Source organism: Kribbella caucasensis (genome assembly GCF_004361855.1).
In the GTDB taxonomy this organism is placed as follows: Bacteria; Actinomycetota; Actinomycetes; order Propionibacteriales; family Kribbellaceae; genus Kribbella; species Kribbella caucasensis.
Genome location: NZ_SNWQ01000002.1, coordinates 141,683 through 163,313 on the forward strand (window position 1 = coordinate 141,683; position 21,631 = coordinate 163,313).

The window sequence follows — 21,631 nt, forward strand, 5'->3', positions numbered from 1 at the left end:
GGTAAGTACCGTCCCGGGCGGCATACTGAGCGGATGGCGCTGACGGATGAGGCGATCGTCAAGATCAAGGAGATGATCACCTCGGGTGAGCTGGGTCCGGGGGACCGGTTGCCGAAGGAGGCGGACCTCGCGGCGCGGCTGGGGTTGTCCCGGAACTCGCTGCGCGAGGCGGTCAAGGCGCTCACCCTGGTGAATGTGCTGGACGTCAGGCACGGCGACGGCACCTATGTGACGAGTCTGGACTCGGCCCACCTGCTCGACGCGCTCAACTTCATGGTGGATCTGCACCGCGACGACTCGGTACTGCAGTTCTTCGAAGTCCGCCGGCTGCTCGAGCCCGGGGTCGCCGCGCTGGCGGCCGGCCGGATCAGCCAGGATCAGGTCGAGGAGCTCCGCCGGCTGACCAACAGCCTGGCGAACGACCCGTCGGTCGACGACCTGGTCGCGAACGATCTGCGCTTCCACCGGGCCATCGCCGAGGCGACCGGCAATGCGGTCGTCTGTTCACTGCTCGACGGCATCTCGGGGGCCACTCAACGGGCCCGGATCTGGCGTGGCGTCACCCAGGCCGGCGCGGTCGAACGCACGCTCGCCGAGCACACCGCCATCCTGGACGCGATCGAACAAGGTGACGCCGAGGTCGCCCGGGCCTGGATGACCGCGCACATCGCCGGCGTCGAGGCCTGGCTCCGCAGCGCCCCCTGATCGCCGCAGCGCCCTCTGATCCCGCAAGGCCCTGGATCGTTGCCGGCCGCAAGGATCGGAAATGGGCTTGAGCCACCTGCGCCGGTTGCCTACTCTGGTTGACGTCACATTGCCTACGTCAGGGGTGCGGGTTGTAACTCCGAGGTCTTTCCTCCGCGATTGATCGCCACCGGTCCGGTGCCGCGATCTCGTTCCGAGACCTCTTTGGAGTACCCCACGATGGCTTCTCTTACTTGTCACGACCTGTACTTCGCCTGGCCCGACGGTGACGTCCTCTTCGACGGGCTGAGCTTCGTCGCAGGCCCGATGCGCTCAGGTCTGGTCGGCCGCAACGGCGTCGGCAAGTCCACCCTGCTCAAGCTGATCGCCGGCCGGCTGAACCCGCAACGGGGCTCGATCCGGGCGACCGGCGAGCTCGCCTATCTCCCGCAGGACCTGACCCTCGACACCACCCTGCAGGTGGACCAGGCCCTCGGGATCGCCGAGATCCGCCGGGCGATCACCGCGATCGAGCAGGGCGACGCGTCCGAGCAGAACTTCACCACGGTCGGCGACGGCTGGGACGCCGAGGAACGCGCCGAGGCGATGCTGGGCAAGCTCGGCCTCGGTGCGATCGGCCTGGACCGCAGCGTCGGCGAACTCTCCGGTGGCGAGACGATCCTGCTCGGCCTGGCCGCCGAACTGTTGAAGCGTCCCGACGTACTGCTGCTCGACGAGCCGACCAACAACCTCGACCTCCGCGCTCGCCGGCACCTGTACGAGGCCGTCGAGTCGTTCCGCGGTGCCCTGATCGTGGTCAGCCACGACCGCGAGCTCCTCGACCGGGTCGACCAGATCGGTGACCTGCGAAAGGGCGACATCACCTGGTACGGCGGCAACCTCACGGCGTACGAGGAGGCGGTCGCGATCGAGCAGGAGGCCGCCCAGCGGTTGATGCGCAGCGCCGAGTCCGACGTCCGCAAGCAGAAGCGCGACCTGATCGAGGCCCGGATGAAGATGGACCGTCGCCGGGCCGCCGGACAGCGCGCCTTCGAGCAGGGCGGCATCCCGAAGATCATCGCCGGCGGCCTCAAACGGTCCGCGCAGGTCTCGGCCGGCAAGCACCTCGGTATGCAGTCCGAACGCCTCGAAGCCGCCCAGGATGCACTCGCCGACGCTGAGGAACGCGTTCACGACGACGACACGATCCGCGTCGACCTGCCGAAGACAGAAGTCCCCGCAGGCCGCGTCGTACTGAAGCTGGAGGACCTTGTACTGCGCACCGGGCTGCACGTCGATCTGGAGATCCGCGGCCCTGAGCGGATCGCCCTGATCGGTCCGAACGGCGCGGGCAAGTCCACGTTGTTGCATGCCATCACCGAGGAAGAGCTGCCCCGGGTCCCGTACCGCCTCCTGCCCCAGCGACTCGACCTACTACGCGACGAGTTGTCCGTTGTGGAGAACCTTGCCCTGCTGGCGCCGAGCGCGGAGAACCAGGAACGCCGGGCCCGGCTGGCGCGGTTCCTCTTCCGCGGTCGAGCGGCGGACCAACCCGTCAGCACCCTGTCCGGCGGCGAACGGTTCCGGGCAACGCTGGCGGCGCTCCTCTTGGCCGAGCCGCCACCGCAACTCCTGATGCTGGACGAGCCGACCAACAACCTCGACCTCTCCAGCGTCGCCCAGCTGCAGGACGCCCTGGCCTCGTACCAGGGCGCCCTGTTGATCGCCAGCCACGACCTCCCGTTCCTCCGGGAGATCGGCATCACCCGTTGGCTCCAGCTCGACAACGGCGAACTGACCGGAATCGATCCGCCCTTCGAGCCCGGTCAGTAGACGGTGACGCCGTACTTGTTCGCCGCTTCGGGGACGGGCTGGTAGAAGGTGGTGCCGCCGGAGCTGCAGTTGCCGCTGCCGCCGGACGTGATACCCAGGGCCCTGGTGCCGTTGTACAGCGGGCCGCCTGAATCGCCGGGTTCGGCGCAGACGGTGGTCTGGATCATGCCGCGAACCGTGCCGCCGCCTTGGTAGCGAACGGTGACGTTCAGCGCGGTGACCGTTCCACTGTGGGTGCCGGTGGTCGACCCAGTGCGCTTCACCTGCTCACCGACGAACGCGTTGGCCGCGGTGAAGCCACCGGGGTGGCTGAGCGAGGTGTTGTCGTACCGGACCAGGGCGTAGTCGTTGCCCGGGAAGCTGGCGCCGACGGTGGCCCCGATCAGGGTCCGGTGGGCGGAGTCGGTGAACCAGGTGTTGGCCACCTTGCCGCAGTGTCCGGCGGTGAGGAGGTAGTAGGTACCGCCCTTGACGACGTTGAACCCGAGCGAGCAGCGGTACTGCCCGCCGTAGATGGCGTCGCCCGCGGACAGCAACGGCCGGAATACCCCGGCCGCTCGTTCGACCCGGATCGCACCGGCTTTGTCACCGGCGCTCTTCTTGATCCCGTCGATCTCGTCGGACGAGACGGTGCTGTCGGCAGTGACGACGACGCGGTTGGTCGCGCTGTCGACGTACCACGCGATCCCCTCGGCACCGGACCGCAGTACGGCGGCGCCCGCGTCCGAGAGCTGATCCACGGAGTAGCGCGCCGGGGGCGCAGCCGACGCCGACGGACCGACGGCCGCGACGACGACCAACCCGACGGCAGTGGCGATCAACGTGGCGACCTGGCTTGGAGTGCGTTTGATCCTCACGGCATCCTCCTGTGAGCGACGGGACCTTGCCGGTCCCCAGGTGTAGGCGCCGAAACACGCACAGTCAGGGCGGGCGTGTTCCTGACGACGCAGCGAGTATCAGCCGCGTCCCGATCCCCCCGCAAGGCCGAACCCGGGCTTGGGATCGTTGGGCGGTGATTTTTGGTCGGTATGTGGCAACTTCTTACCGTGGTACGGCGCTGGTGGGCTCAACCGAGGCCGGGGTCGGGGCGTCCTCTCGTAGCAGTCCGGCGGACTTGAGGTCGGACCAGAAAGCGGCCGGGATCGCCGCGCGGGATAGCGCTGCGTTGGTATGGACCTCCGCCGGTGTGCGGCAGCCCACGGCGATTCCGGCAACCGCCGGGTGCGCCAGCGGAAAGGCCAGGGCGGCAGCGGGCAACGTGAGGTTGTGGGCCTCGCACAAGTCGGCGATCTTGTTCGCCTTGTCGACCAATACGGCAGCCGCCGGAGCGTAGTTGAAGGTGGCGCCGTCAGCGGGCCGAGGCTGGGAGAGCAATCCGGAGTTGAAGACGCCGACGGCCACAACCTGGACATTGTTCTCCACGCAGGCGGGGAGTACTTCGTCGAGGCCGTCCGGATCGATCAGGCTGTAGCGGCCGGCCAGCATGATGACGTCGATGTCGACCTCCCGAACGAACCGGGTCAGCATCGCCGACTGATTCATCCCCGACCCGATCGCGCCGATAACCCCCTGCTCACGAAGCGCGATCAGCGTCGGAAACGCAGTCGCCACCGCCTCATCGAAATGATCGTCAGGGTCGTGGACGAAGACCACGTCGAGCCGATCAGTACCGATCCGGCGTAGCGAATCCTCGATACTCCGAAGGACGCCATCGCGACTGAAATCCCAACGGCGGCGGCGCTTCGTGTGCACCGCGAAGCCTTCGTCGTCGGTCGCCTCGGTGTCCGCCTCGTAGATGATCCGTCCGACCTTGCTGGACAGCACGTACTTCGACCGTGGCTTGCCGGCCAGTCCGGCGCCGAGGCGTTCCTCGGCGAGACCGAGTCCATAGTGCGGCGCCGTGTCGAAGTACCGCCAACCCTCGTCCCATGCGGCCTCAACAGTCGCAACCGCGTCAGCATCCGTAACGACACCGAGCAGACTGCCGATCGGCGCACCGCCGAGTCCGATCCGCTGGTCGTCCGGGAAGAGTTTCATGAGCGGGCCGCCGGGAGCCGCAGGTTCTGCATGCCGCCATCGACCGCCAGCGCAGTACCGGTTGTTGATCCGGACAACGGGCTGGCCAGGTAGGCGATCGCGTTCGCGACCTCCTCCGCGGTGACCAGCCGGCCCATCGGCTGACGCGCTTCGAGCGCGGCCCGCTCGGCGGCGGGGTCGGCCGCGACGTCCAGCAGCCTTCCTACCCACGGCGTGTCCGCGGTACCGGGGTTGACGCAGTTGACCCGGATGCCTTCGCGGACGTGGTCGGCGGCCATCGCCATCGTCAGCGCGAGAACGGCGCCCTTGCTCGCGCTGTAGACGGCGCGGTTGGGCAGCCCGGCCGTCGCGGCGATCGAGCAGGTGTTGACGATCGCGGCGGCCTTCGAACGCCGGAGGTGGGGGAGGACCGCGCGGGTGACGCGGGCGACGCCGACCACGTTGACGTCGAAGACGCGGTGCCACTCCTCGTCGTCGTTGGCCGTGACGTTGCCCTGGGCGCCGATTCCGGCGTTGTTCACCAGCACGTCGATCCCGCCCAGCTGCAGGGCGGCCGCGGCCACGGCGTCCCGGACGGACGCGTCATCGGTGACATCCGCGGCGATCCCGGTCAGCGGCTCCGGTACGTCGGGCTTCAGGTCGAACACGACCACCTGCGCCCCGCGTTCCGCGAGCAGGGTGGCGGCCGCGAGCCCGATGCCCGACGCGCCTCCGGTCACCACGGCCCGCAGGCCGGCGAAATCCGTCACTTGCCCTCCTCCTTCAGCTCGGTCCAGATCTTGCCACCCGGGAACCGGTAGCCGGCCAGCGTCTCGGCGTTCAGTTCGGCGCTGAACCCGGGCCGCCCCGGCGCGACGTAGTGCCCGTCCTCGATCGTCACCGGATCGAGGAAGTGCTCGTGCAAATGGTCGACGTACTCGATCACGCGGTTGTCGCTGCTGCCGCTCACCGCGATCAGGTCGAACATCGACAAGTGCTGCACCAGCTCGCACAACCCGACCCCACCGGCATGCGGGCACACCGGTACGCCGAACTTCGCCGCCAGCAACAGGATCGCGATGTTCTCGTTCACCCCGGCGACCCGGGCCGAGTCGATCTGCAGCACTGACAACGCGTCGGCCTGCAGGAACTGCTTGAAGACCACCCGGTTCTGCACGTGTTCGCCGGTCGCCACCTTCGTCGGCGCGATGGCCTTGGCGATCGCGGCGTGGCCGAGGATGTCGTCCGGACTGGTCGGCTCCTCGACCCACCACACGTCGTACGGCTTGAGCGCGTTGATCCAGGTGATCGCGTCGGCCACGTCCCAGCGCTGGTTCGCGTCGATGGCGATCCGGATGTCCGGGCCGACGGCCTCGCGGGCCAGCCGCATCCGGCGGATGTCGTCGTCGAGGTTCGCGCCGACCTTCAGCTTGATCTGGGTGAATCCGTCGGCCACCGCCTCGTGGCAGAGCCGGACCAGCTTGGCGTCGTCGTACCCGAGCCAGCCGGGGGTGGTCGTGTACGCCGGATAGCCGCGCTCGCGCAACTGCGTCTCCCGCTCGGCGCGACCCGGTTCGGCCTTGCGGAGGATCTCCAGCGCCTCCTCCCGGGTGAGCGCGTCGGTCAGGTAGCGGAAGTCGACCAGGTCGACGATCTGCTCGGGGGTGAGATCGGCCAGCAACTTCCACAGCGGTACGCCGGCCCGCTTGGCGGCCAGATCCCAGACCGCGTTCACGACCGCGCCGATGGCCATGTGCATGACGCCCTTCTCGGGGCCGAGCCAGCGCAGTTGCGAGTCGTGCACGAGCGACTTCCAGAACCCGCCGAGATCGTCGAGGGTCGCGTCGACGTCGAGCCCGAGAACGTGGTCGCGCAAGGCCTCGATCGCCGCCGTCTGGACGTCATTGCCGCGCCCGATGGTGAAGGCGAAACCGTGCCCCTCCAGCCCGTCACCCGCGTCCGTCCGCAGGATCAGGTACGCCGCCGAGTAGTCCGGGTCGGCGTTCATCGCGTCGGAGCCGTCCAGCTCCAGCGACGTGGGGAAGCGGACGTCGTACGTCTCGAACTCGGTGAAGCGCGGCATGGATACCCGTTCTGGTGCGATCTAGGCGGTCGAGAGAATCCTATAGGATATGTGCCGCTTTGGGCAGTCGGCAGCCGGTTCCCTGCCCGCGTTAGAGTTCGGAGCGTGGCTGAGCCGGAAGTGCGGGAGCGGGTGTTGCGCCTGGGGGAGCGGGTGTTCGGGCCGGGCGAGTTCGCGGTGATGGCGATCGTCAACCGGACGCCGGACTCCTTCTACGACCGGGGCGCGACGTTCGCCACCGACGCGGCGTACGAGGCGATCGACAAGGCAGTCGCGGACGGGGCCGATCTGGTCGACATCGGCGGGGTCAAGGCCGGCTACGGCGAACCCGTCAGCGAGGACGAGGAGCTCAGGCGCACGGTCGACTTCGTCGCGGGGATCCGGCAGCGTCACCCTCGGTTGATCATCAGCGTCGACACGTACCGCAGCGGCGTCGCCCGCCGGGTCGGCCAAGCCGGCGCGAACCTCATCAACGACACCTGGGCCGGCTCCGACCCCGGGATGGCCGAAGCCGCCGCCGAGGTGGGCGCGGGCCTGGTCTGCAGCCACGTCGGCGGCCTCACCCCGCGCACCGATCCACACCGGATGGCGTACGACGACGTGGTGGCCGACGTGATCCGGACGACCACGGCCCTCGCCGAGCACGCGGTCGCCGCCGGGGTACGGCCGGACTCGATCGTGATCGACCCGACCCATGACTTCGGCAAGAACACCTGGCAGTCGCTCGAACTGACCCGCCGGCTCGACGAACTCGCGGCGACCGGCTGGCCCGTACTCGTCGCGGTGTCGAACAAGGACTTCATCGGCGAGACCCTTGACCTGCCGCCGGGCCGGCGCGGTTCCGGTACGTTGGCCGCGCTGAGCATCTCGGCCTGGCTCGGAGCCCGCGTGTTCCGCGTCCATGACGTCCCGGCCGCACGCCAGGCCCTCGACCTGATCGCCGTACTGCGCGGCTCCGCCGAGCCCGCCGGAACCCGAAGGAGCCTGGCTTGACCAGCCGGAGGAGCCCTGGACCGTGCGGGAGCCTCGCGTGATACGGCGGCTGTCCGAGCTCACGGAGGCGGAGGTGATCGCGGCGTACCAGGTCGACGATCGATCGCGACCACATCTGCGCAGCAACTTCGTCACCAGCCTCGACGGCGCGGTCGAACTCGAGGGCAAGTCGAAGGCGTTGTCCAGCAAGTCCGATCAGGAGATCTTCGGCAAGCTGCGGATGCTCAGCGACGTCGTACTGGTCGGCGCCGGCACGGTCCGGATCGAGGGTTACAACCCGCTCCGGCTCGGCGCCGCCCGGCGTGAGTGGCGACTGGCCAACGGGCTGGCCGAAAACCCCACCCTCGCAATCGTCTCGTCCCGGTTGAACCTGGACCCGACCGCGCCGTTCTTGGCCGAGGCGCCGGTCCGGCCGATCGTCTTCACCCAGGTGGCGGCCCCGGCCCTTCTCCGTGATGCGCTGGCTGAAGTTGCTGACGTGGTGGTGTGCGGTGAGGCTGGTGTGGATCTGCGCGCTGTTGTTCAGACCCTGGTCGAGCGGGGCTTGCCGCAGATCCTGTCCGAGGGTGGTCCGCACCTGCTTGGTGCACTGACCGAGGCGGACCTGGTCGACGAGATGTGTCTGTCGCTGGCACCGCTGCTGGCCGGCCCTGGTTCCGGACGGATCACCGCGGGACCGACCGCCACCTCGACGCGGGCGTTCGCCTTGCACAGCGCCTTGGCTGCCGACGACGGTTACCTGTTCCTCCGCTACCTACGCGAGTCCTGAGATGCCAGTTGTCGCCGCCGCTGTCTGCCCGCATCCGCCGCTGCTTGTCCCGGCCGTCGCCAGTGGTGCCGCGCACGAACTGGACGACCTCCGCGCAGCCTGCCTCACCGCGATCGACCAGCTCGCCGCCGCCGACCGACTCGTCATCGTCGGCTCCGGCCCTGTCACCGGCCGCTGGTACGACGCGACCGCAGCCGGATCGTTCGGCCCGTACGGCGCTCCGGACGTGCGCGTGGGCTCGGGCGATCCGGTGCTGCCGTTGTCTTTGACGATGGGCAGCTGGCTCGTCGAACAGAGCAAGACAGCCGCCCTTCCGCGCACCCTCGTAACGGTCGCCGTCGACGAGACACCGGAGTCCTGCCTGGCACTCGGCCGATCGGTTGCCGAGGGCCCCGATCGGATCGCGCTGCTGGTGATGGGCGACGGGTCGGCCCGGCGCAGCGAACACTCGCCGGTCCACCTGCACCCCCGCGCCGAGATCTTCGACACCACAGTCGCGGCAGCCCTCGACTCGGCCGACACAACCACCCTCGCCGCCCTCGACCCAGACCTGGCCCGCGAACTCCAAGCCGCCGGCCGCGCCCCCTGGCAGGTCCTAGCCGTGACCACTGGCCTATCCGGCTCCCTCCTCTACCACGCAGCCCCCTACGGCGTCGGCTACTTCGTCGCCTTATGGACCACGCCCTAGACCTCATGCATTTCGGTGGTTACCCCCCGAAATGAGTGGGCTTCCCGCTGCCGATGGCGGGTTGTTTGCACCGCTGGCAGGTTGCTGGACCGATGGCGGGTTGCAACAGGCCATCGGCGCAATATGCGGCTATTGGCGAGGCGATCTAGACACCGGTGGCCAGCGGGTCTCGGTGGCTGCGAGGTCGTGGTGGCCGCTGGCTCGAAGGTGTTGGGCCAGGGCTGTCCGGGCGGTTTGTACTGCGGCTGCCGCCTCGTCGGGGGAGGGGTGGGGGCCGGACCAGTTGGACACGGCGTCACCTGCGAACCACATGCCTGCCGCGGATCGGCGTACGTGGGAGGTGGCCAGGTGTGCGGTCGGTGGGGGGTTGCCGTCGCGTTCTGTGGCTAGCTGGATGACGGTCTCTACCGCGACGACGTCCGCATTCAGGTCTGTGCGGGGGCGGAGGTAGATCGCGTCGGTGAGGACGAATTCGTATCCTGCCGGCGCGCGTTCGGCGAGCCAGATGAAGGCGTCGCGGGCGGTGTCGGCCAGCTGGCGGGAGTTGTCCGGGTCGGCGAGCGTGTGTACGCCGCAGAGCCGGGTGTGCGTCGGGCGCAACTCGTTCTGCCAGAGGCGAACCTGAAGTTCCGCCCGGCCGTCCAGGCGTCGGCCGAGGATCCGCGCCAGGCCGACCACGTCGAAGTTCAGCTCGTCCGGTGTCCGCTTGCGGCCCGGTTCGAGCGGCTCACCCGGCAACGTCCCCCGTGTCGTCCACGGCCCGACATGCCATCTCTCCAACACGGTCACAGCCCCGACCCTACCGACCCAGCCCAGCCCGCAACCCCGTCGTACAAGCGGGGCTCAGCTGTGGACGGGATCGGGGACGTCGAAGGTTTTGGCTAGGTCGGTGAGGATGACCCAGGCGCCCTGCAGGCCGACGGCGGTCATCCAGGTGAGGTCGGGGACCTCGTGGACCTTCGGGGCGAGCGGCTTCCAGAGCGGGTTGGCCTTGAACTGGTCGGCGGTCTTGGCGCTCAGGCCCTTCTCGTCGGCGAACACGGAGACGAAGATCGCGTCGGCGTCGGCGTCCTTGATCCGCTCCGCGCTGATCTCCGCGGCGAAGTCGTCCACGTCCTGCGACTTCGGCCGCGCCAGCCCGGCGTCTTTGAAGACGATCCCGGAGAAGCTCTTGTTCTGGTACAGGCGGGTCGGCCCGTCGACGAACCGGACCATCGAGATCGTCGGGTTGCCGGCCTTGGCGTTGATCGCGTCGCCGACGGTCTTGGCCGCCGTCTGGTAGGCGGCCAGCTCCTTCGCCGCCAGTTCCTCCTGGCCGAGCGCCTTCCCGGTCAGGGTGATGTTCTCTTTCCAGGTCGGCCCGGTGGTCTCCGACATCACCGTCGGCGCGATCTTCGACAGCTGCTCGTACAGCTTCTCGTGCCGCACCTTCGCCGAGATGATCAGGTCCGGCTTCTGCGCCGCGATCATCTCCAGGTTCGGCTCGGCCAGCGTCCCGACCGCCTTCGCCTCCGACGCGTACGTCGTCCGGTCGTCGCCCAGGTAGTCCGGCAGCTTCCCGTTGATGCTCCGGTAGTCCGTGTACCCGACGACCGGCGTGTCCAGGATCAGCGAGGCGTCGACGAAACTCGCGTCCAGCGCCATCACCCGCTTCGGCTTCGCCGGGATCTCCGTCTTCCCCATCGCATGCTCGACAGTCCGCGGAAACCCGTCGCTCGACGCGCCGGCTGCGGCCGGGGTCTCCTCCGAGCCGGACCCGCAGGCGGTCAGGCCAATGCGGCGACAGCGAACAGGGCGGTGAGACGTGACAGACGCACGGGGCACTCCAGATCGACGGACGGATCGCGGGTTAAGGTGTCACACCCGACTGACTAGTAAGGCAACCCTAACCGTATGTCCTCGCCTGCCGATCCCGCACGTCCACCTGCTGGTTCCGCACGTACACCCGCCGGTTCCGCAGGTACACCCGCCGGTTCCGCACGTCCGTTGGCCCGCCGCACGGTCGCGCTCGCGGTTCTGCTGCTCGTCGTGGTCGTCGCGTTCGCGGCGAGTCTGGCGTTGGGATCTCGGTGGTTGGGCTTGGGTGCGGTGGCGCGGGCGTTGGTGGACGGGGGCGGGTCGGATGCCGACGTGATCGTGCGGAGTCTGCGGTTGCCCCGGACCGTGGTGGCGGTGTTGATCGGGGCGTGTCTCGGGGTGGCGGGGACGCTGATGCAGGGGCACACCCGGAACGCATTGGCCGAGCCGGGAATCTTCGGGGTGAGCTCTGGGGCTGCACTCGCGGTCGTACTGGGGTTGCAGGTGGGTGTGGTGGAGTCGGTCGGGTCGACGGTGTGGTGTGCGTTGATCGGGGCGCTGGTGGCGACGTTCGGGGTGCAGCGGCTGGCGGCGCGGGGGACTGGGGCGTCCCCGGTGGGGCTGGCGTTGACCGGGGCGGCCGTAGCGGCGTTGCTGGGGGCGATGACGTCGGCGATCGTGCTGCTCGACGCGGACACGTTGGACGGGTACCGCTTCTGGGCGGTCGGGTCCGTGTCCGGGCGCGGGCTGGACGTCGCGGTGCAGGTGTTGCCGTTCGCCGTGGTCGGGTTGGTTCTGGCCGCGATCAACGCACGGGACCTGGATCTGCTCGCACTAGGGGACGATGTCGCCGCAGGACTGGGTCTGTCGGTACGGCGGGCGCGGTTCGTCGGGCTGGTGGCGATCGGGTTGCTGACGGCCGCAGGGGTCGCCGCGTGTGGGCCGATCGGGTTCCTCGGGTTGCTGGCCGGTCACGTGGCGCGGCGGATCTTCGGGTCGCGGAACACCTGGCTGATCCCGGCCGCCGCCTTGACGGGTGCGGCCGCGCTGATCCTGGCCGATGTGGTGGGGCGGTTGCTCGGTGGTGCCGGCGAGGTCCAGGCGGGCGTCGTACTGGGTCTGGTCGGGGCGCCGTTGTTCGTGGTCGTGGTCCGGCGGCGGGCGGTGGCCTTGTGACGGCAGTTGAGCAAGCGGTCAAGCCTCGCACCCTTGTCCTGGGGATCGCCTTCGCTGCCGTTGCGGTCGCGCTCGCCCTGGTTTCCTTGAGCGTCGGTACTACGAAACTCCCCGTGGTTGACGTGGTGCGCGTGCTCACCGGTGGCGGTGACGGCGGGACTCGGCTGATCGTGCTGGAGTTGCGCCTGCCGCGAGTGGCGACCGGGTTGCTCGTGGGGATCGCGTTCGCGGTGTCGGGGGCGTTGCTGCAGACGTTGTCCCGCAACCCGCTGGCCAGCCCGGACATCATCGGCGTGAACTCCGGCGCATCCGCGGCCGCCGTAGCGGTGATCGTCCTGGCCGGGACCGGCGGTGGCAACATCTCCGGCCTCGCCGCGAAGGTCGGAATCCCACTCGCGGCAGTCGTCGGCGGACTCCTCGCCACCCTGATCGTCGGCGTCCTCTCGATCCAGCGAGGAGTCGTGGACGCCGGGCGAGTGGTCCTGATCGGAGTGGGCGTCGCGGCCGCCGCCAACTCACTGGTGACCTGGCTGCTCGTGATCGGTGACGTCACGGATGCGGGTCGGGCGGCCGCCTGGCTGGCCGGTTCGCTCAACGCGCGGACCTGGAGTGATGCAGTACCGGTCGGCCTGGCCGTGCTGGTCCTGCTGCCGTTGGCACTGACCTTCAACCGCAGCCTGGAGGCGCTCGTGCTCGGTGACGACGTGGCCTCGTCGCTCGGTGTGCGGGTGTCGCGAGCACGGCTCGCTCTGTTGATCATCGCGACAGTCCTGGCCGCCATGGCGACTGCGGGGGCCGGTCCGATCGCGTTCGTCGCTCTGGTTGCTCCACAGATCGCGCAACGCCTCGCCAAGTCCGACCGGCCGCCACTGATGACCACGGCGATGCTGGGTGCGCTGTTCGTCACCGCGGCCGACCTGGTTGCGCGCAACGGCCTCGAAGTACTCCGAGTCGGCCCGTACGAGTTGCCGGTCGGCGTGGTGACCGCCGCCTGCGGCGCGCCGTACCTGCTTCATCTCATCGGTCGTCAGCAGAAGGGACGCTGAACCGTGCACGTCGAGAACCTCACGCTTGCGTACGGCGCGGACGAGCCGGTCGTGACCGGGCTCACCCTGGAGGTGCCGCAGGGCCGGATGACGGCCATCGTCGGGCCGAACGGGTCCGGCAAGTCCACTCTGCTGCGCGGGATGAGTCGCTTGCTCAAGCCGCAGACCGGTCGCGTCCTGCTCGACGGCAAGGACATCCACCAACTGCCTGCCCGGGAGTTGGCCCGTCAGCTCGGCGTGCTCCCGCAGGGCCCCGTCACGCCCGAGGGGATCACCGCGGCCGAGCTGGTGTCGCGTGGCCGGCATCCGCATCGCGGGATGTTCGCGCGGCTCACCTCCGAGGACCAGCACGCGATCGACGAGGCACTGGCGGCCGTGGAGCTGGCCGACCTGCGGGACCGCCCGGTCGACCAGTTGTCCGGTGGTCAGCGGCAGCGCGTGTGGATCGCGATGGTGCTCGCACAGGGCACGCAACACCTCCTCCTGGACGAACCGACGACGTACCTCGACCTGGCGCACGCGGTGGACGTCATGAACGTCGTACACGCCGCGGCGCACGCTTCCGGTCGCACAGTGGTCACTGTGCTGCACGACCTCACCCTGGCAGCGCAGTACGCGGACAACCTGGTCGTCATGGGTGGTGGCCAGATCGCGGCGCAGGGGCGGCCCGTGGAGGTGCTGAGCGAGGAACTGCTGGCAGAGGTGTTCGGACTGCGCGCCACGGTCGTGGAGGTCGGCGGGGCGCCCGTGGTGGTGCCCGATCGTAGGGTGTCTGCATGACGTACTCCGCGGCCCGGCTCGCGGACCTGCTGGACGGCGAGGTCTCCTGGCTGTCCGTCCGTACTACGGATCGTGTGCCGGGGCCCGACTGGATCTCCTGCGCCGCGCTGCTTGACGAGCAACTGGCCGGCGGCGACCCGACGTACGGGTGGCGCAAGGCGCTGCAGGACGACTACGGGCGCGAGTACGACATCGAGGCGCCGGTGCAGGTGGCCGCGATGTTCGTGCTGATGTGGTACGTCTCGGTGCCGTCGATCGTCGCGGGTTTGTCCAGTGCGGTCGCCGGTGTTTCACCGGACGTGTCGCCTGGTTCGCTGGCCTTCCGGCGGCATCCGACCGCGTACTACCCAACCGATGTGGCCCTGCTGTCGCAGCGCGTCATTACCCCGGCCGAGGCTGCGCGCCAGGTGGAAGATCACACGAAGGCGTTCACGGACAGCTATCGGCCGGGGGTGAAGCTGAGTTCGCGGCAGCGGCGGGGTGCGGTCGAGGACGAGTTGCGGGCGGCGATCAGAATGCCTGAAGAAGCGCCGTATGCCGCGTCGACCGCGGAGGCGTTCGGGGTCGATCTGGAGCAGAAAATCCGGACTTCCTGCTGCCTCTTCTACGCCCTGCCGAACGTTAAACCATGTGGCGGGTGCCCCCGGGCGGTCGTCGCTGGCTGAAAACTGTCGGAGGCGTCGTGTTCGATGTCCGGCATGATTCTGACGAAGCTTTCGACGGTACCGCCGTCATCGAGGGGTAACCCGCTGTCAGTTGTCCGTCTCCTTGGGCAGAGCTAGGTTCGCTGACGTGACCGCCTCCGGTGAATCTCCGGCGACGACTCCGATCGGCTCCCGGGCCGAGGCGGAGGGGTACGTCGCGATGGTCTGTTTCAAGCATGGTCCACCGACGTTGCACGGTGTCGAGCTGGAGTGGACCGTGCACCACGCGGAGGATCCGCGCCGACCGCTCGACCCCGGCCGATTGAGCAAGGCCCTCGGCGCACATGCGCCCGCCACCCTGGTGCGCGGCAGCCCGCAACTGCCGCTGGACCGGGGTGCTCTGGTCACTGTGGAGCCAGGTGGCCAGGTAGAGATCTCCGGCCCTGCCTCGGCCTCCGTGCCCAGGCTGATCGAGGACACCGCCGCCGACGCGGCGCAACTGTCCTCACTTCTTCTCGACGCGGACCTCGTCCCCGGCGGCCACGGACTGGACGCCTTCCGGACCCCGCGCCGGATCCTGACCGTCCCGCGCTACGCGGCGATGGAGCGGGCCTTCCAACGGGTCGGCCCGCACGGTCCCCGGATGATGTGCAGCACGGCCGGCGTCCAGGTCTGCCTCGACGCCGGTGAGACCCACCAGACCGCGCACCGTTGGCGGGCTCTGCACGATCTCGGCCCGGCGATGGTCGGACTGTTCGCGAACTCCCGCCGCCGCGCCGGCACCGACACCGGCTGGGCCTCGGCCCGGACCGAGGCGACCTTCGGCACGTTCGCTCCGTTCACCGAACCACCCGCGCTCGACGGTGATCCCGCCGCTGCGTGGGCCCGGATGGCGATGGAGGCTCCCGTGCTCTGCATGCGCCGGGGCGACAGTTGGGATGCGCCCACCGGTCTCACCTTCGGCGCCTGGGCGGATGGGGCGCTGCCCGGCGACAGACCGTCGTACGACGATCTCGACTATCACCTGTCCACGTTGTTCCCGCCGGTCCGGCCGCGCGGGTATCTCGAAGTGCGCTACCTGGACGCCCAGACCGGCGACGGGTGGATCGCGCCCGTCCTGCTGCTGACCGCGCTGATGTCCGATCCCGCGCTGATCGACCGGGCTCAGGCGGCGGCCGCACCGGCAGCCGGCCGCTGGTTCCCGGCCGCCCGCGAAGGGCTGGGCGACAAGCTCGTCCGGCAGGCGGCCAATGACCTGGTCGACCTGGGTACAGGCGTACTGGATCGCACCGGAGTCGCACCAGACCTGATCGACCAAGTCGCAACCCGACTGCACCGCATCGTCGACGACACCCACAGAAGGCGAGCATCATGACCCACCAACTGTCCGACCTGTCCGCCGAGGGCCTGCGCGCCCTGGTCGCGGAGCAGCTCGAGCGGTCCCGGGCCCGGACCGTACAGCTGACCGACGCGGTCGACACCGACGACCTGGTCCGCCAGCATTCCAAGCTGATGTCGCCGCTGGTCTGGGACTACGCCCACATCGGCAACCAGGAAGAGCTCTGGCTGGTCCGCGACGTCGGCGGCCGCGAACCGGTCCGGCAGGACATCGACGAGCTGTACGACGCGTTCATGCACCCACGCGCGGACCGGCCGACCCTGCCGCTGCTCGGTCCGGCCGAGACCCGCGCGTACGTCGGTGAGGTCCGCGACAAGGTGCTCGACGTGCTCGACCATGTGAAGTTCGACCACGGGCGCGAGCTGGTCGACAACGCGTTCGCCTTCGGGATGATCGTCCAGCACGAGCAGCAGCACGACGAGACGATGCTCGCCACCCACCAGCTCCGGGCCGGTGTTCCGGTGCTCGACGCGCCGCCGCCCCCGCCTGGTCGACGGCTCGCCGCTGCCGAGGTGCTGGTGCCCGGTGGGACGTTCGAGATGGGGACGTCGATCGAGCCGTGGGCGCTCGACAACGAACGGCCCGCGCACGCGGTCCGCGTCGCGCCGTACTTCATCGACACGGCGCCGGTGACCAACGGCGACTACCTGAAGTTCGTGCTGGGCGGTGGGTACGAGGACGCGCGTTGGTGGTCTGAGGCTGGTTGGGCGCAGGTGCAGAAGGCGTCGCTGGTGGGCCCGCGGTTCTGGGATCTGGTTGACGGTCAGTGGACGCGAACTCGGTTCGGGCACTCCGAGCTGCTGCCGCTGGACGAGCCGGTGATGCATGTGTGCTTCTACGAGGCCGAGGCTTATGCGAAATGGGCGGGGAAGAGGCTGCCGACCGAGGAGGAGTGGGAGTTCGCGGCCCGGTTCGATCCCGCGACCGGCCGGACACGGCGGTTCCCGTGGGGTGACGAGAGCCCGGGTCCGCAGCACGCGAATCTCGGTCAGCGGCATCTCGGTCCGGCGCCGGTGGGCGCGTATCCGGCCGGGGCGTCGCCGCTTGGCGTCGAGCAGTTGATCGGGGACGTTTGGGAGTGGACGAGCAGCGACTTCCGGCCGTACCCGGGGTTCCGGGCGTTCCCGTATGACGAGTACTCGCTGGTCTTCTTCGGCACGGACTACAAGGTGCTCCGCGGTGGGTCGTTCGGGACCGACGAGGTGGTCGCGCGCGGTACGTTCCGGAACTGGGACTACCCGATCCGGCGGCAGATCTTCGCCGGCTTCCGCTGCGCCCGCGACGCCCAGCCCGCGGAGCTCGCGGCCGCGGAGCATTCGGAGCTGGTCTAGTGTGCCGGCATCTGGCGTATCTCGGACCACCGGTCAGTCTGGCGTCGCTGGTCCTGGATCCGCCGCATTCCCTGTATGAGCAGAGCTGGGCCCCCTGGGACATGCGCGGCGGCGGCAGCGTCAACGCCGACGGCTTCGGCCTGGGCTGGTACGCCGAACCCGAGCAGCCGGACGCGCTCAAGCAGCCGGGTGCGGCCGAGCAGCCGGGTGTGCGCGAGCAGTCGGGATCGGGCGGGGATGAGCGCTCACCTGTTCGGTATCGGCGGAGTGTGCCGATTTGGGCGGATGAGTCGTTGCCGGCGCTGGCCCGATCCGTTCGGTCCGGCGCGGTGCTTGCCGCACTGCGAAACGGGACTGTGGGCATGCCGCTCGATGAATCCGCGGTTGCGCCTTTCGCCCATGACCAGTGGTTCTTCAGCCACAACGGGCTGATCGCCGGCTGGCCGAACTCGGTCGAGAAGCTGGCCGAGACCCTGCCCGTCGCCGACCTCCTGACCCTCGACGCGCCGCTCGACTCCGCCCTGCTCTGGGCCCTCATCCGCGACCGCCTCGCCGCCGGCACCCCGGCCGCCGAGGCGACGGCGGCCGTAGTATTGGAGGTTGCCGCGGCTGCTCCGGAGTCGCGGCTGAACGTGTTGCTCACCGATGGCGAGCAGCTCGTCGCGACAACCTGGACGCATTCACTTTGGGTGCGGCAGACGGCCGACTCAGTCACCGTCAGCTCTGAACCTTTTGCCCGGGACGACCCCGCCTGGCAAGAGGTCCCTGACAAATCGTTGCTCACCGCAACCAGCACAACCTGCGCCATCACCCCATTGGCTGCACCACATATGGAAGGACGAGAGTGACCCTCATCGACATTCATCTGACCCCCGACTACGCCGTCCGCGCCCTTCGCGAGGACGCCCGGGCCGGGCTGACCGCGGAGCCGAAATGGCTGGCGCCGAAGTGGTTCTACGACGCCCGGGGGAGTGAGCTGTTCGAGCGGATCACCCGGCTGCCCGAGTACTACCCGACCCGGGCGGAGCGAGAGATCCTCGACAACCGCTCGGCCGAGATCGCCAAGCTGACCGGCGCCCACACGTTGGTCGAGCTGGGATCCGGTTCGTCGGAGAAGACCCGGCTGCTGCTGGATGGTCTGCGCGACCACGGCACCCTGACGACGTTCGTGCCGCTGGACGTGTCCGAAACGGCTCTGCGGGAAGCGGCCGCCGCGATCGAGGCCGACTACCCGGGCCTGGTCGTGCATGGCGTGGTCGGCGACTTCACCGCGCACTTGGACAAGCTGCCTGGCGACGCGCCGAGGGTGGTCGCGTTCCTCGGCGGCACCATCGGCAACCTGATCCCATCCGAACGTGAGACCTTCTTCGCCTCGATCCGGGAGGTGCTCGAGCCAGGAGAGTGGTTGCTGCTCGGCACCGATCTCGTGAAGGATCCGGCGACCTTGGTCGCGGCGTACGACGACAGCGCGGGCGTGACCGCCGAGTTCAACCGCAATGTGCTCCGGGTGCTCAACCGGCAACTCGGGGCGGACTTCGACGTCGACGCGTTCAGCCACGTGGCGATCTGGGACGCCGAGAACGAGTGGATCGAGATGCACCTGCGAGCCGACCGCGCGATGCGGGTGCTGATCCCCGAGATCGGTCTCGAGGTGGACTTTGCCGAGGGTGAGGAGTTGAGCACCGAGATCTCGGCCAAGTTCCACCGCTACGGCGTCGAGGCCGAGCTCGGCAAGGCCGGCTTCACCCCTGGCGCCTGGTGGACGGACTCCGAGGACCGCTTCGCCCTCTCCCTCTGGCAAGCGGTGTAATCCACCTGTTGCGTCCGAAGAACCGTGGCCTACAGCGCAGGGTTCTTCGGACGCAAGCAGTTGGGATCAGCCGGACTGCTTGATGAGGTCGTTGATCTTGGTGACGTAGGTTTGGAGGTCGTCGATGGGCTTCTTGCCGGTGAGAATCGGCTGGTAGTACGCCGTCGTGAGGTCGCCGACCTGCGACGCCCACTGCGTCGTGAACCGGACCCCGACCGTCTTCTCCGCGGCCAGATCAGCCTTGACCGTGTCGACCACCGTCGCCTGCCCGGCCTTGGTCAGCGCGCTGAAGTAACTGTCCTGCGCGGGTGTGTACGCCGGCGGCGCGACCGGCGAGGCAGGCAGCACCGCGTCCCACACCTTCGTGTTGATGTACTCGAGCACCTTGTACGTCGCGTCCTCGTTCGCCGTGTACTGCGGGGTGCAGATGCCGACCGAGTCGTACAGGGTCGCCGGTGTGGTCACCTGTGGGAACGGCGCGAACCCGTACTTCACCTTCGGCTTGTCGGTCTGGAACCCGGCCGCCAGCCATTGTCGCCGTACCCACCATTGGGGGTGTCGACCCGTTCGACGGTGATGTCCGGATCGCTGAACCCGGCCAGCGCCTTGTCGATCGCGGCGTTCGTCTGCGCCGACTCCCACGTCATCACGGTGACGGTGACCGGTCCGGACGTCTCGCCGCCGGAGTCCGATCCGCTGCATGCCGTTGCCGTCAGCAACCCCCGCACAGGGGGCTTCAGTCAGGAGTGTTTTGGCATCCTCCCTGCCGTGAACGGCAGGGATTCCTTCCATGCCGCTCATGCGGCACTCCGGGGGGTTCCTGCTTCGCCAACGACTGCCGGACCGACGTCCGGGCTTACACCGTCTCCACAGGCAGTCGCGGCCTGCCCGGCCGCCAAAATGTTGCGTGCCGCGTTCTCGTCGCGGTCGTGAACGGCTCCACAGCCGCACTCCCACTCGCGAACGCTGAGCGGCTTCTTACCACCCAGCCCACCGCAGACCGAGCACAACTGCGTGCTGGGGAACCAGCGGTCCACCTTCGTGACAGTCCTGCCGAACCGGGCCGCCTTGTCTTCCAGCACCCGCAGGAACTGGCCCCATCCGGCGTCGTGCACCGACTTCGCCAGCCTGGTACGGCCGAGCCCTGCGATCGACAGGTCTTCGACATGAACCGCTTGGTTATCGCGGATCAGGCGATGAGCCGTCTTGTGGGCGTGGTCGGCTCGGGAGTCCCGTACCTTCCGGTGCAGTACCGCGACCCGGCAACGGGCCTTGTTCCGGTTGGCCGACCCCTTCTGCTTGCGGGACAGAGCCTTCTGAGCATGCACCAAACGACGCTCGGCCTTCCGCAGGTGACGCGGGTTCTCAACCTTCTCAGTCGAACCGTCCGTGGCCGCCACGGTCGCGAACGTCGACAACCCAAGATCCACGCCGACCTGCCGCTCGACCTTCGGCAGCGGGGTGTCAGCGACTTCCACTACGAACGAGGCGTAGTACCGTCCGTCAGGCTCCATCACGACGGTGACCGACGACGGGACGGACGGCAGGTCCCTGGACCAGCGGACCTTCAGTTCACCGACCTTGGCCACATATAGCCGCTCACCGCGCAAAGAGAACCCGTTGCGGGTGAGGCGGATGCTCTGGCGGTTGGCCTTCTTCCGGAACCGCGGGCGGCCGATCTTGCGACCCTTGCGCCGCCCGGACAGCGAGTCGAACCAGTTCCTGTACGCACGGCGTGCGTCGTTGCACGCCTGGACCAGCGCCACGGACGGCGCTTCGGCCAGCCACACCCGCTCCGGGGTGGTCTTCGCCAGCGTGACCACACGCCGCTGAATCTCTGTGTCAGTGAGCTTCTCACCCGCTTCATAGGCCGCCTGGCGCAAGCGCAACGAATCGTTGAACACCACACGGACACAGCCGAACACCCGCGCCAACACCTGCCTCTGCGGCGCAGTGGGGTACACCCGGTACCTGTAGCGAACCATGCTCACGAGAACACAGACTGCCATCGGCCTACGACACTTTCTGACGAGGATCGCCATAGCACACTTCGTCTCGGCCCTTCACGTCCAGTTGGTCGTCGTGTCGATGTACCCGCGTGGGCGCTGGATCACGAGATTCTGAATGCGACCAGGTGATGCTCTCGGTCCGCGCCGACTTCGGCGCCGCGCCGGTCGCCCTCAACGAAGGCCAGAAGGCCGGGTCCACGGTGAAGAGCCGGCGGAAGTTGCCGAAACCGATGAAGATCGGGTCGGTCAGTCCGTTGTACTTGGTCAGCGCCAGGTAGAACGACCGGACCAGCGGATACACCACGAACACGGTGAACCCGATGATCGCCGGGCGCGATGAACAGGTACGCCGCGCGCACGTCGGAGCCGGCGTTCCGGCTCATCCCGCGGTTCTTCCGGGTTCGGTTGCCCTGAATTTGATTGCCGTGGGCACGATGGGGGCTGCGATTCATCCGGCCTCCTGGACGGTAACGTTTCCAGCGGCCTACTGTGGGGTGACGATGCCGTGTCGTGAGAGGGAAGTCAACCCCGTGCCCGAAACGTTTCCAAAGCAAACCGAGCCCAGCCGGCCGA

Annotated in this window: 23 protein-coding genes; 13 read left to right on the forward strand and 10 right to left on the reverse strand. The window is 68.6% G+C overall.

The genetic code is table 11. The features are described from left to right. The first annotated feature begins 33 nt into the window (after window positions 1-33). Together EV643_RS04780 and EV643_RS04785 are read left to right on the forward strand one after the other, a co-directional pair. Window positions 34-705 (forward strand): FadR/GntR family transcriptional regulator, encoded by a 672-nt coding sequence (locus EV643_RS04780; RefSeq protein WP_133798737.1) that lies wholly within the window; start codon window positions 34-36, stop codon window positions 703-705. A gap of 219 nt (window positions 706-924) precedes the next feature. Next, a complete protein-coding gene (locus EV643_RS04785) occupies window positions 925-2,517 on the forward strand; it encodes an ABC-F family ATP-binding cassette domain-containing protein (protein ID WP_133798738.1) in 1,593 nt (530 codons plus the stop codon). Here the strand turns inward: EV643_RS04785 and EV643_RS04790 are convergent. The 4 genes from EV643_RS04790 to EV643_RS04805 form a co-directional block, all read right to left on the reverse strand. Next, window positions 2,511-3,374 carry a S1 family peptidase gene (locus EV643_RS04790; RefSeq protein ID WP_133798739.1) on the reverse strand — a complete coding sequence of 288 codons (864 nt, stop codon included), beginning with the start codon at window positions 3,372-3,374 and terminating at the stop codon, window positions 2,511-2,513. The genes EV643_RS04785 and EV643_RS04790 overlap by 7 nt on opposite strands. A 184-nt stretch (window positions 3,375-3,558) precedes the next feature. Beyond that, a complete protein-coding gene (locus EV643_RS04795; protein ID WP_133798740.1) occupies window positions 3,559-4,554 on the reverse strand; it encodes an aldo/keto reductase in 996 nt (331 codons plus the stop codon). Further along, a complete protein-coding gene (locus EV643_RS04800; RefSeq protein WP_133798741.1) occupies window positions 4,551-5,303 on the reverse strand; it encodes an SDR family NAD(P)-dependent oxidoreductase in 753 nt (250 codons plus the stop codon). Before EV643_RS04800 ends, EV643_RS04795 begins: the two co-directional genes overlap by 4 nt. Next, window positions 5,300-6,616 carry an L-fuconate dehydratase gene (locus EV643_RS04805; protein WP_133798742.1) on the reverse strand — a complete coding sequence of 439 codons (1,317 nt, stop codon included), beginning with the start codon at window positions 6,614-6,616 and terminating at the stop codon, window positions 5,300-5,302. The genes EV643_RS04800 and EV643_RS04805 overlap by 4 nt, the downstream gene beginning before the upstream one ends. Window positions 6,617-6,796: 180 nt before the next feature. On the opposite strand from EV643_RS04805, the gene folP reads away from it, so the two are divergent. The 3 genes from folP to EV643_RS04820 are packed head-to-tail and all read left to right on the forward strand — an operon-like array spanning window position 6,797 to window position 9,066. Then, on the forward strand, window positions 6,797-7,609 hold the full coding sequence (folP, locus tag EV643_RS04810) for a dihydropteroate synthase (RefSeq protein WP_133799194.1): 813 nt from the start codon (window positions 6,797-6,799) through the stop codon (window positions 7,607-7,609). A gap of 22 nt (window positions 7,610-7,631) precedes the next feature. Further along, window positions 7,632-8,378, forward strand: a complete 747-nt coding sequence (locus EV643_RS04815; protein ID WP_238165362.1) for a pyrimidine reductase family protein — start codon at window positions 7,632-7,634, stop codon at window positions 8,376-8,378. 1 nt (window position 8,379) lies between these two features. Beyond that, complete coding sequence (locus EV643_RS04820) at window positions 8,380-9,066, forward strand: class III extradiol dioxygenase subunit B-like domain-containing protein (RefSeq protein WP_133798743.1); 687 nt, start codon at window positions 8,380-8,382, stop codon at window positions 9,064-9,066. Between the two features lie 129 nt (window positions 9,067-9,195). On the opposite strand, the gene EV643_RS04825 is transcribed toward EV643_RS04820, so the two are convergent. Both EV643_RS04825 and EV643_RS04830 read right to left on the reverse strand, forming a co-directional pair. Continuing rightward, on the reverse strand, window positions 9,196-9,855 hold the full coding sequence (locus EV643_RS04825) for a hypothetical protein (protein WP_133798744.1): 660 nt from the start codon (window positions 9,853-9,855) through the stop codon (window positions 9,196-9,198). 54 nt (window positions 9,856-9,909) lie between these two features. Further along, the gene (locus EV643_RS04830; protein WP_133798745.1) at window positions 9,910-10,749 is read right to left on the reverse strand and encodes an ABC transporter substrate-binding protein; all 840 of its coding nucleotides are present in this window, start codon (window positions 10,747-10,749) and stop codon (window positions 9,910-9,912) included. A 303-nt stretch (window positions 10,750-11,052) separates the two neighbouring features. Between EV643_RS04830 and EV643_RS04835 the strand changes: the two genes are divergently transcribed. The 8 genes from EV643_RS04835 (at window position 11,053) to egtD (ending at window position 19,049) form a co-directional block, all read left to right on the forward strand. Beyond that, window positions 11,053-12,039: a FecCD family ABC transporter permease gene (locus EV643_RS04835; protein WP_238165363.1), complete on the forward strand. Its 987-nt coding sequence runs from the start codon at window positions 11,053-11,055 to the stop codon at window positions 12,037-12,039. Then, window positions 12,036-13,085: a FecCD family ABC transporter permease gene (locus EV643_RS04840; RefSeq protein WP_133798747.1), complete on the forward strand. Its 1,050-nt coding sequence runs from the start codon at window positions 12,036-12,038 to the stop codon at window positions 13,083-13,085. Before EV643_RS04835 ends, EV643_RS04840 begins: the two co-directional genes overlap by 4 nt. 3 nt (window positions 13,086-13,088) lie before the next feature. Continuing rightward, window positions 13,089-13,865 (forward strand): ABC transporter ATP-binding protein, encoded by a 777-nt coding sequence (locus EV643_RS04845; protein WP_133798748.1) that lies wholly within the window; start codon window positions 13,089-13,091, stop codon window positions 13,863-13,865. After that, window positions 13,862-14,530 (forward strand): (2Fe-2S)-binding protein, encoded by a 669-nt coding sequence (locus EV643_RS04850; RefSeq protein WP_133798749.1) that lies wholly within the window; start codon window positions 13,862-13,864, stop codon window positions 14,528-14,530. Before EV643_RS04845 ends, EV643_RS04850 begins: the two co-directional genes overlap by 4 nt. 127 nt (window positions 14,531-14,657) lie before the next feature. Then, a complete protein-coding gene (locus EV643_RS04855) occupies window positions 14,658-15,884 on the forward strand; it encodes a glutamate-cysteine ligase family protein (protein ID WP_133798750.1) in 1,227 nt (408 codons plus the stop codon). Then, entirely contained in the window at window positions 15,881-17,239 is a 1,359-nt protein-coding gene (gene egtB / locus EV643_RS04860) for an ergothioneine biosynthesis protein EgtB (RefSeq protein WP_133798751.1), read from the forward strand. The genes EV643_RS04855 and egtB overlap by 4 nt, the downstream gene beginning before the upstream one ends. Next, window positions 17,239-18,087, forward strand: a complete 849-nt coding sequence (locus tag EV643_RS04865; protein ID WP_133798752.1) for a class II glutamine amidotransferase domain-containing protein — start codon at window positions 17,239-17,241, stop codon at window positions 18,085-18,087. Before egtB ends, EV643_RS04865 begins: the two co-directional genes overlap by 1 nt. Then, a complete protein-coding gene (gene egtD, locus EV643_RS04870; protein ID WP_133798753.1) occupies window positions 18,084-19,049 on the forward strand; it encodes an L-histidine N(alpha)-methyltransferase in 966 nt (321 codons plus the stop codon). Before EV643_RS04865 ends, egtD begins: the two co-directional genes overlap by 4 nt. A 66-nt stretch (window positions 19,050-19,115) precedes the next feature. On the opposite strand, the gene EV643_RS44655 is transcribed toward egtD, so the two are convergent. The 4 genes from EV643_RS44655 to EV643_RS44665 all read right to left on the reverse strand — a co-directional run bounded on the left by EV643_RS44655 (window position 19,116) and on the right by EV643_RS44665 (window position 21,359). Next, window positions 19,116-19,544, reverse strand: coding sequence for a hypothetical protein (locus EV643_RS44655; protein WP_202869390.1), 429 nt, complete (start codon window positions 19,542-19,544; stop codon window positions 19,116-19,118). Then, window positions 19,541-19,777: a hypothetical protein gene (locus tag EV643_RS44660; RefSeq protein WP_202869391.1), complete on the reverse strand. Its 237-nt coding sequence runs from the start codon at window positions 19,775-19,777 to the stop codon at window positions 19,541-19,543. Before EV643_RS44660 ends, EV643_RS44655 begins: the two co-directional genes overlap by 4 nt. Window positions 19,778-19,846: 69 nt before the next feature. Further along, on the reverse strand, window positions 19,847-21,034 hold the full coding sequence (locus tag EV643_RS04880) for an RNA-guided endonuclease InsQ/TnpB family protein (protein WP_133798754.1): 1,188 nt from the start codon (window positions 21,032-21,034) through the stop codon (window positions 19,847-19,849). A 28-nt stretch (window positions 21,035-21,062) separates the two neighbouring features. Continuing rightward, entirely contained in the window at window positions 21,063-21,359 is a 297-nt protein-coding gene (locus EV643_RS44665; RefSeq protein WP_202869392.1) for a sugar ABC transporter permease, read from the reverse strand. Window positions 21,360-21,631 lie beyond the last annotated feature (272 nt).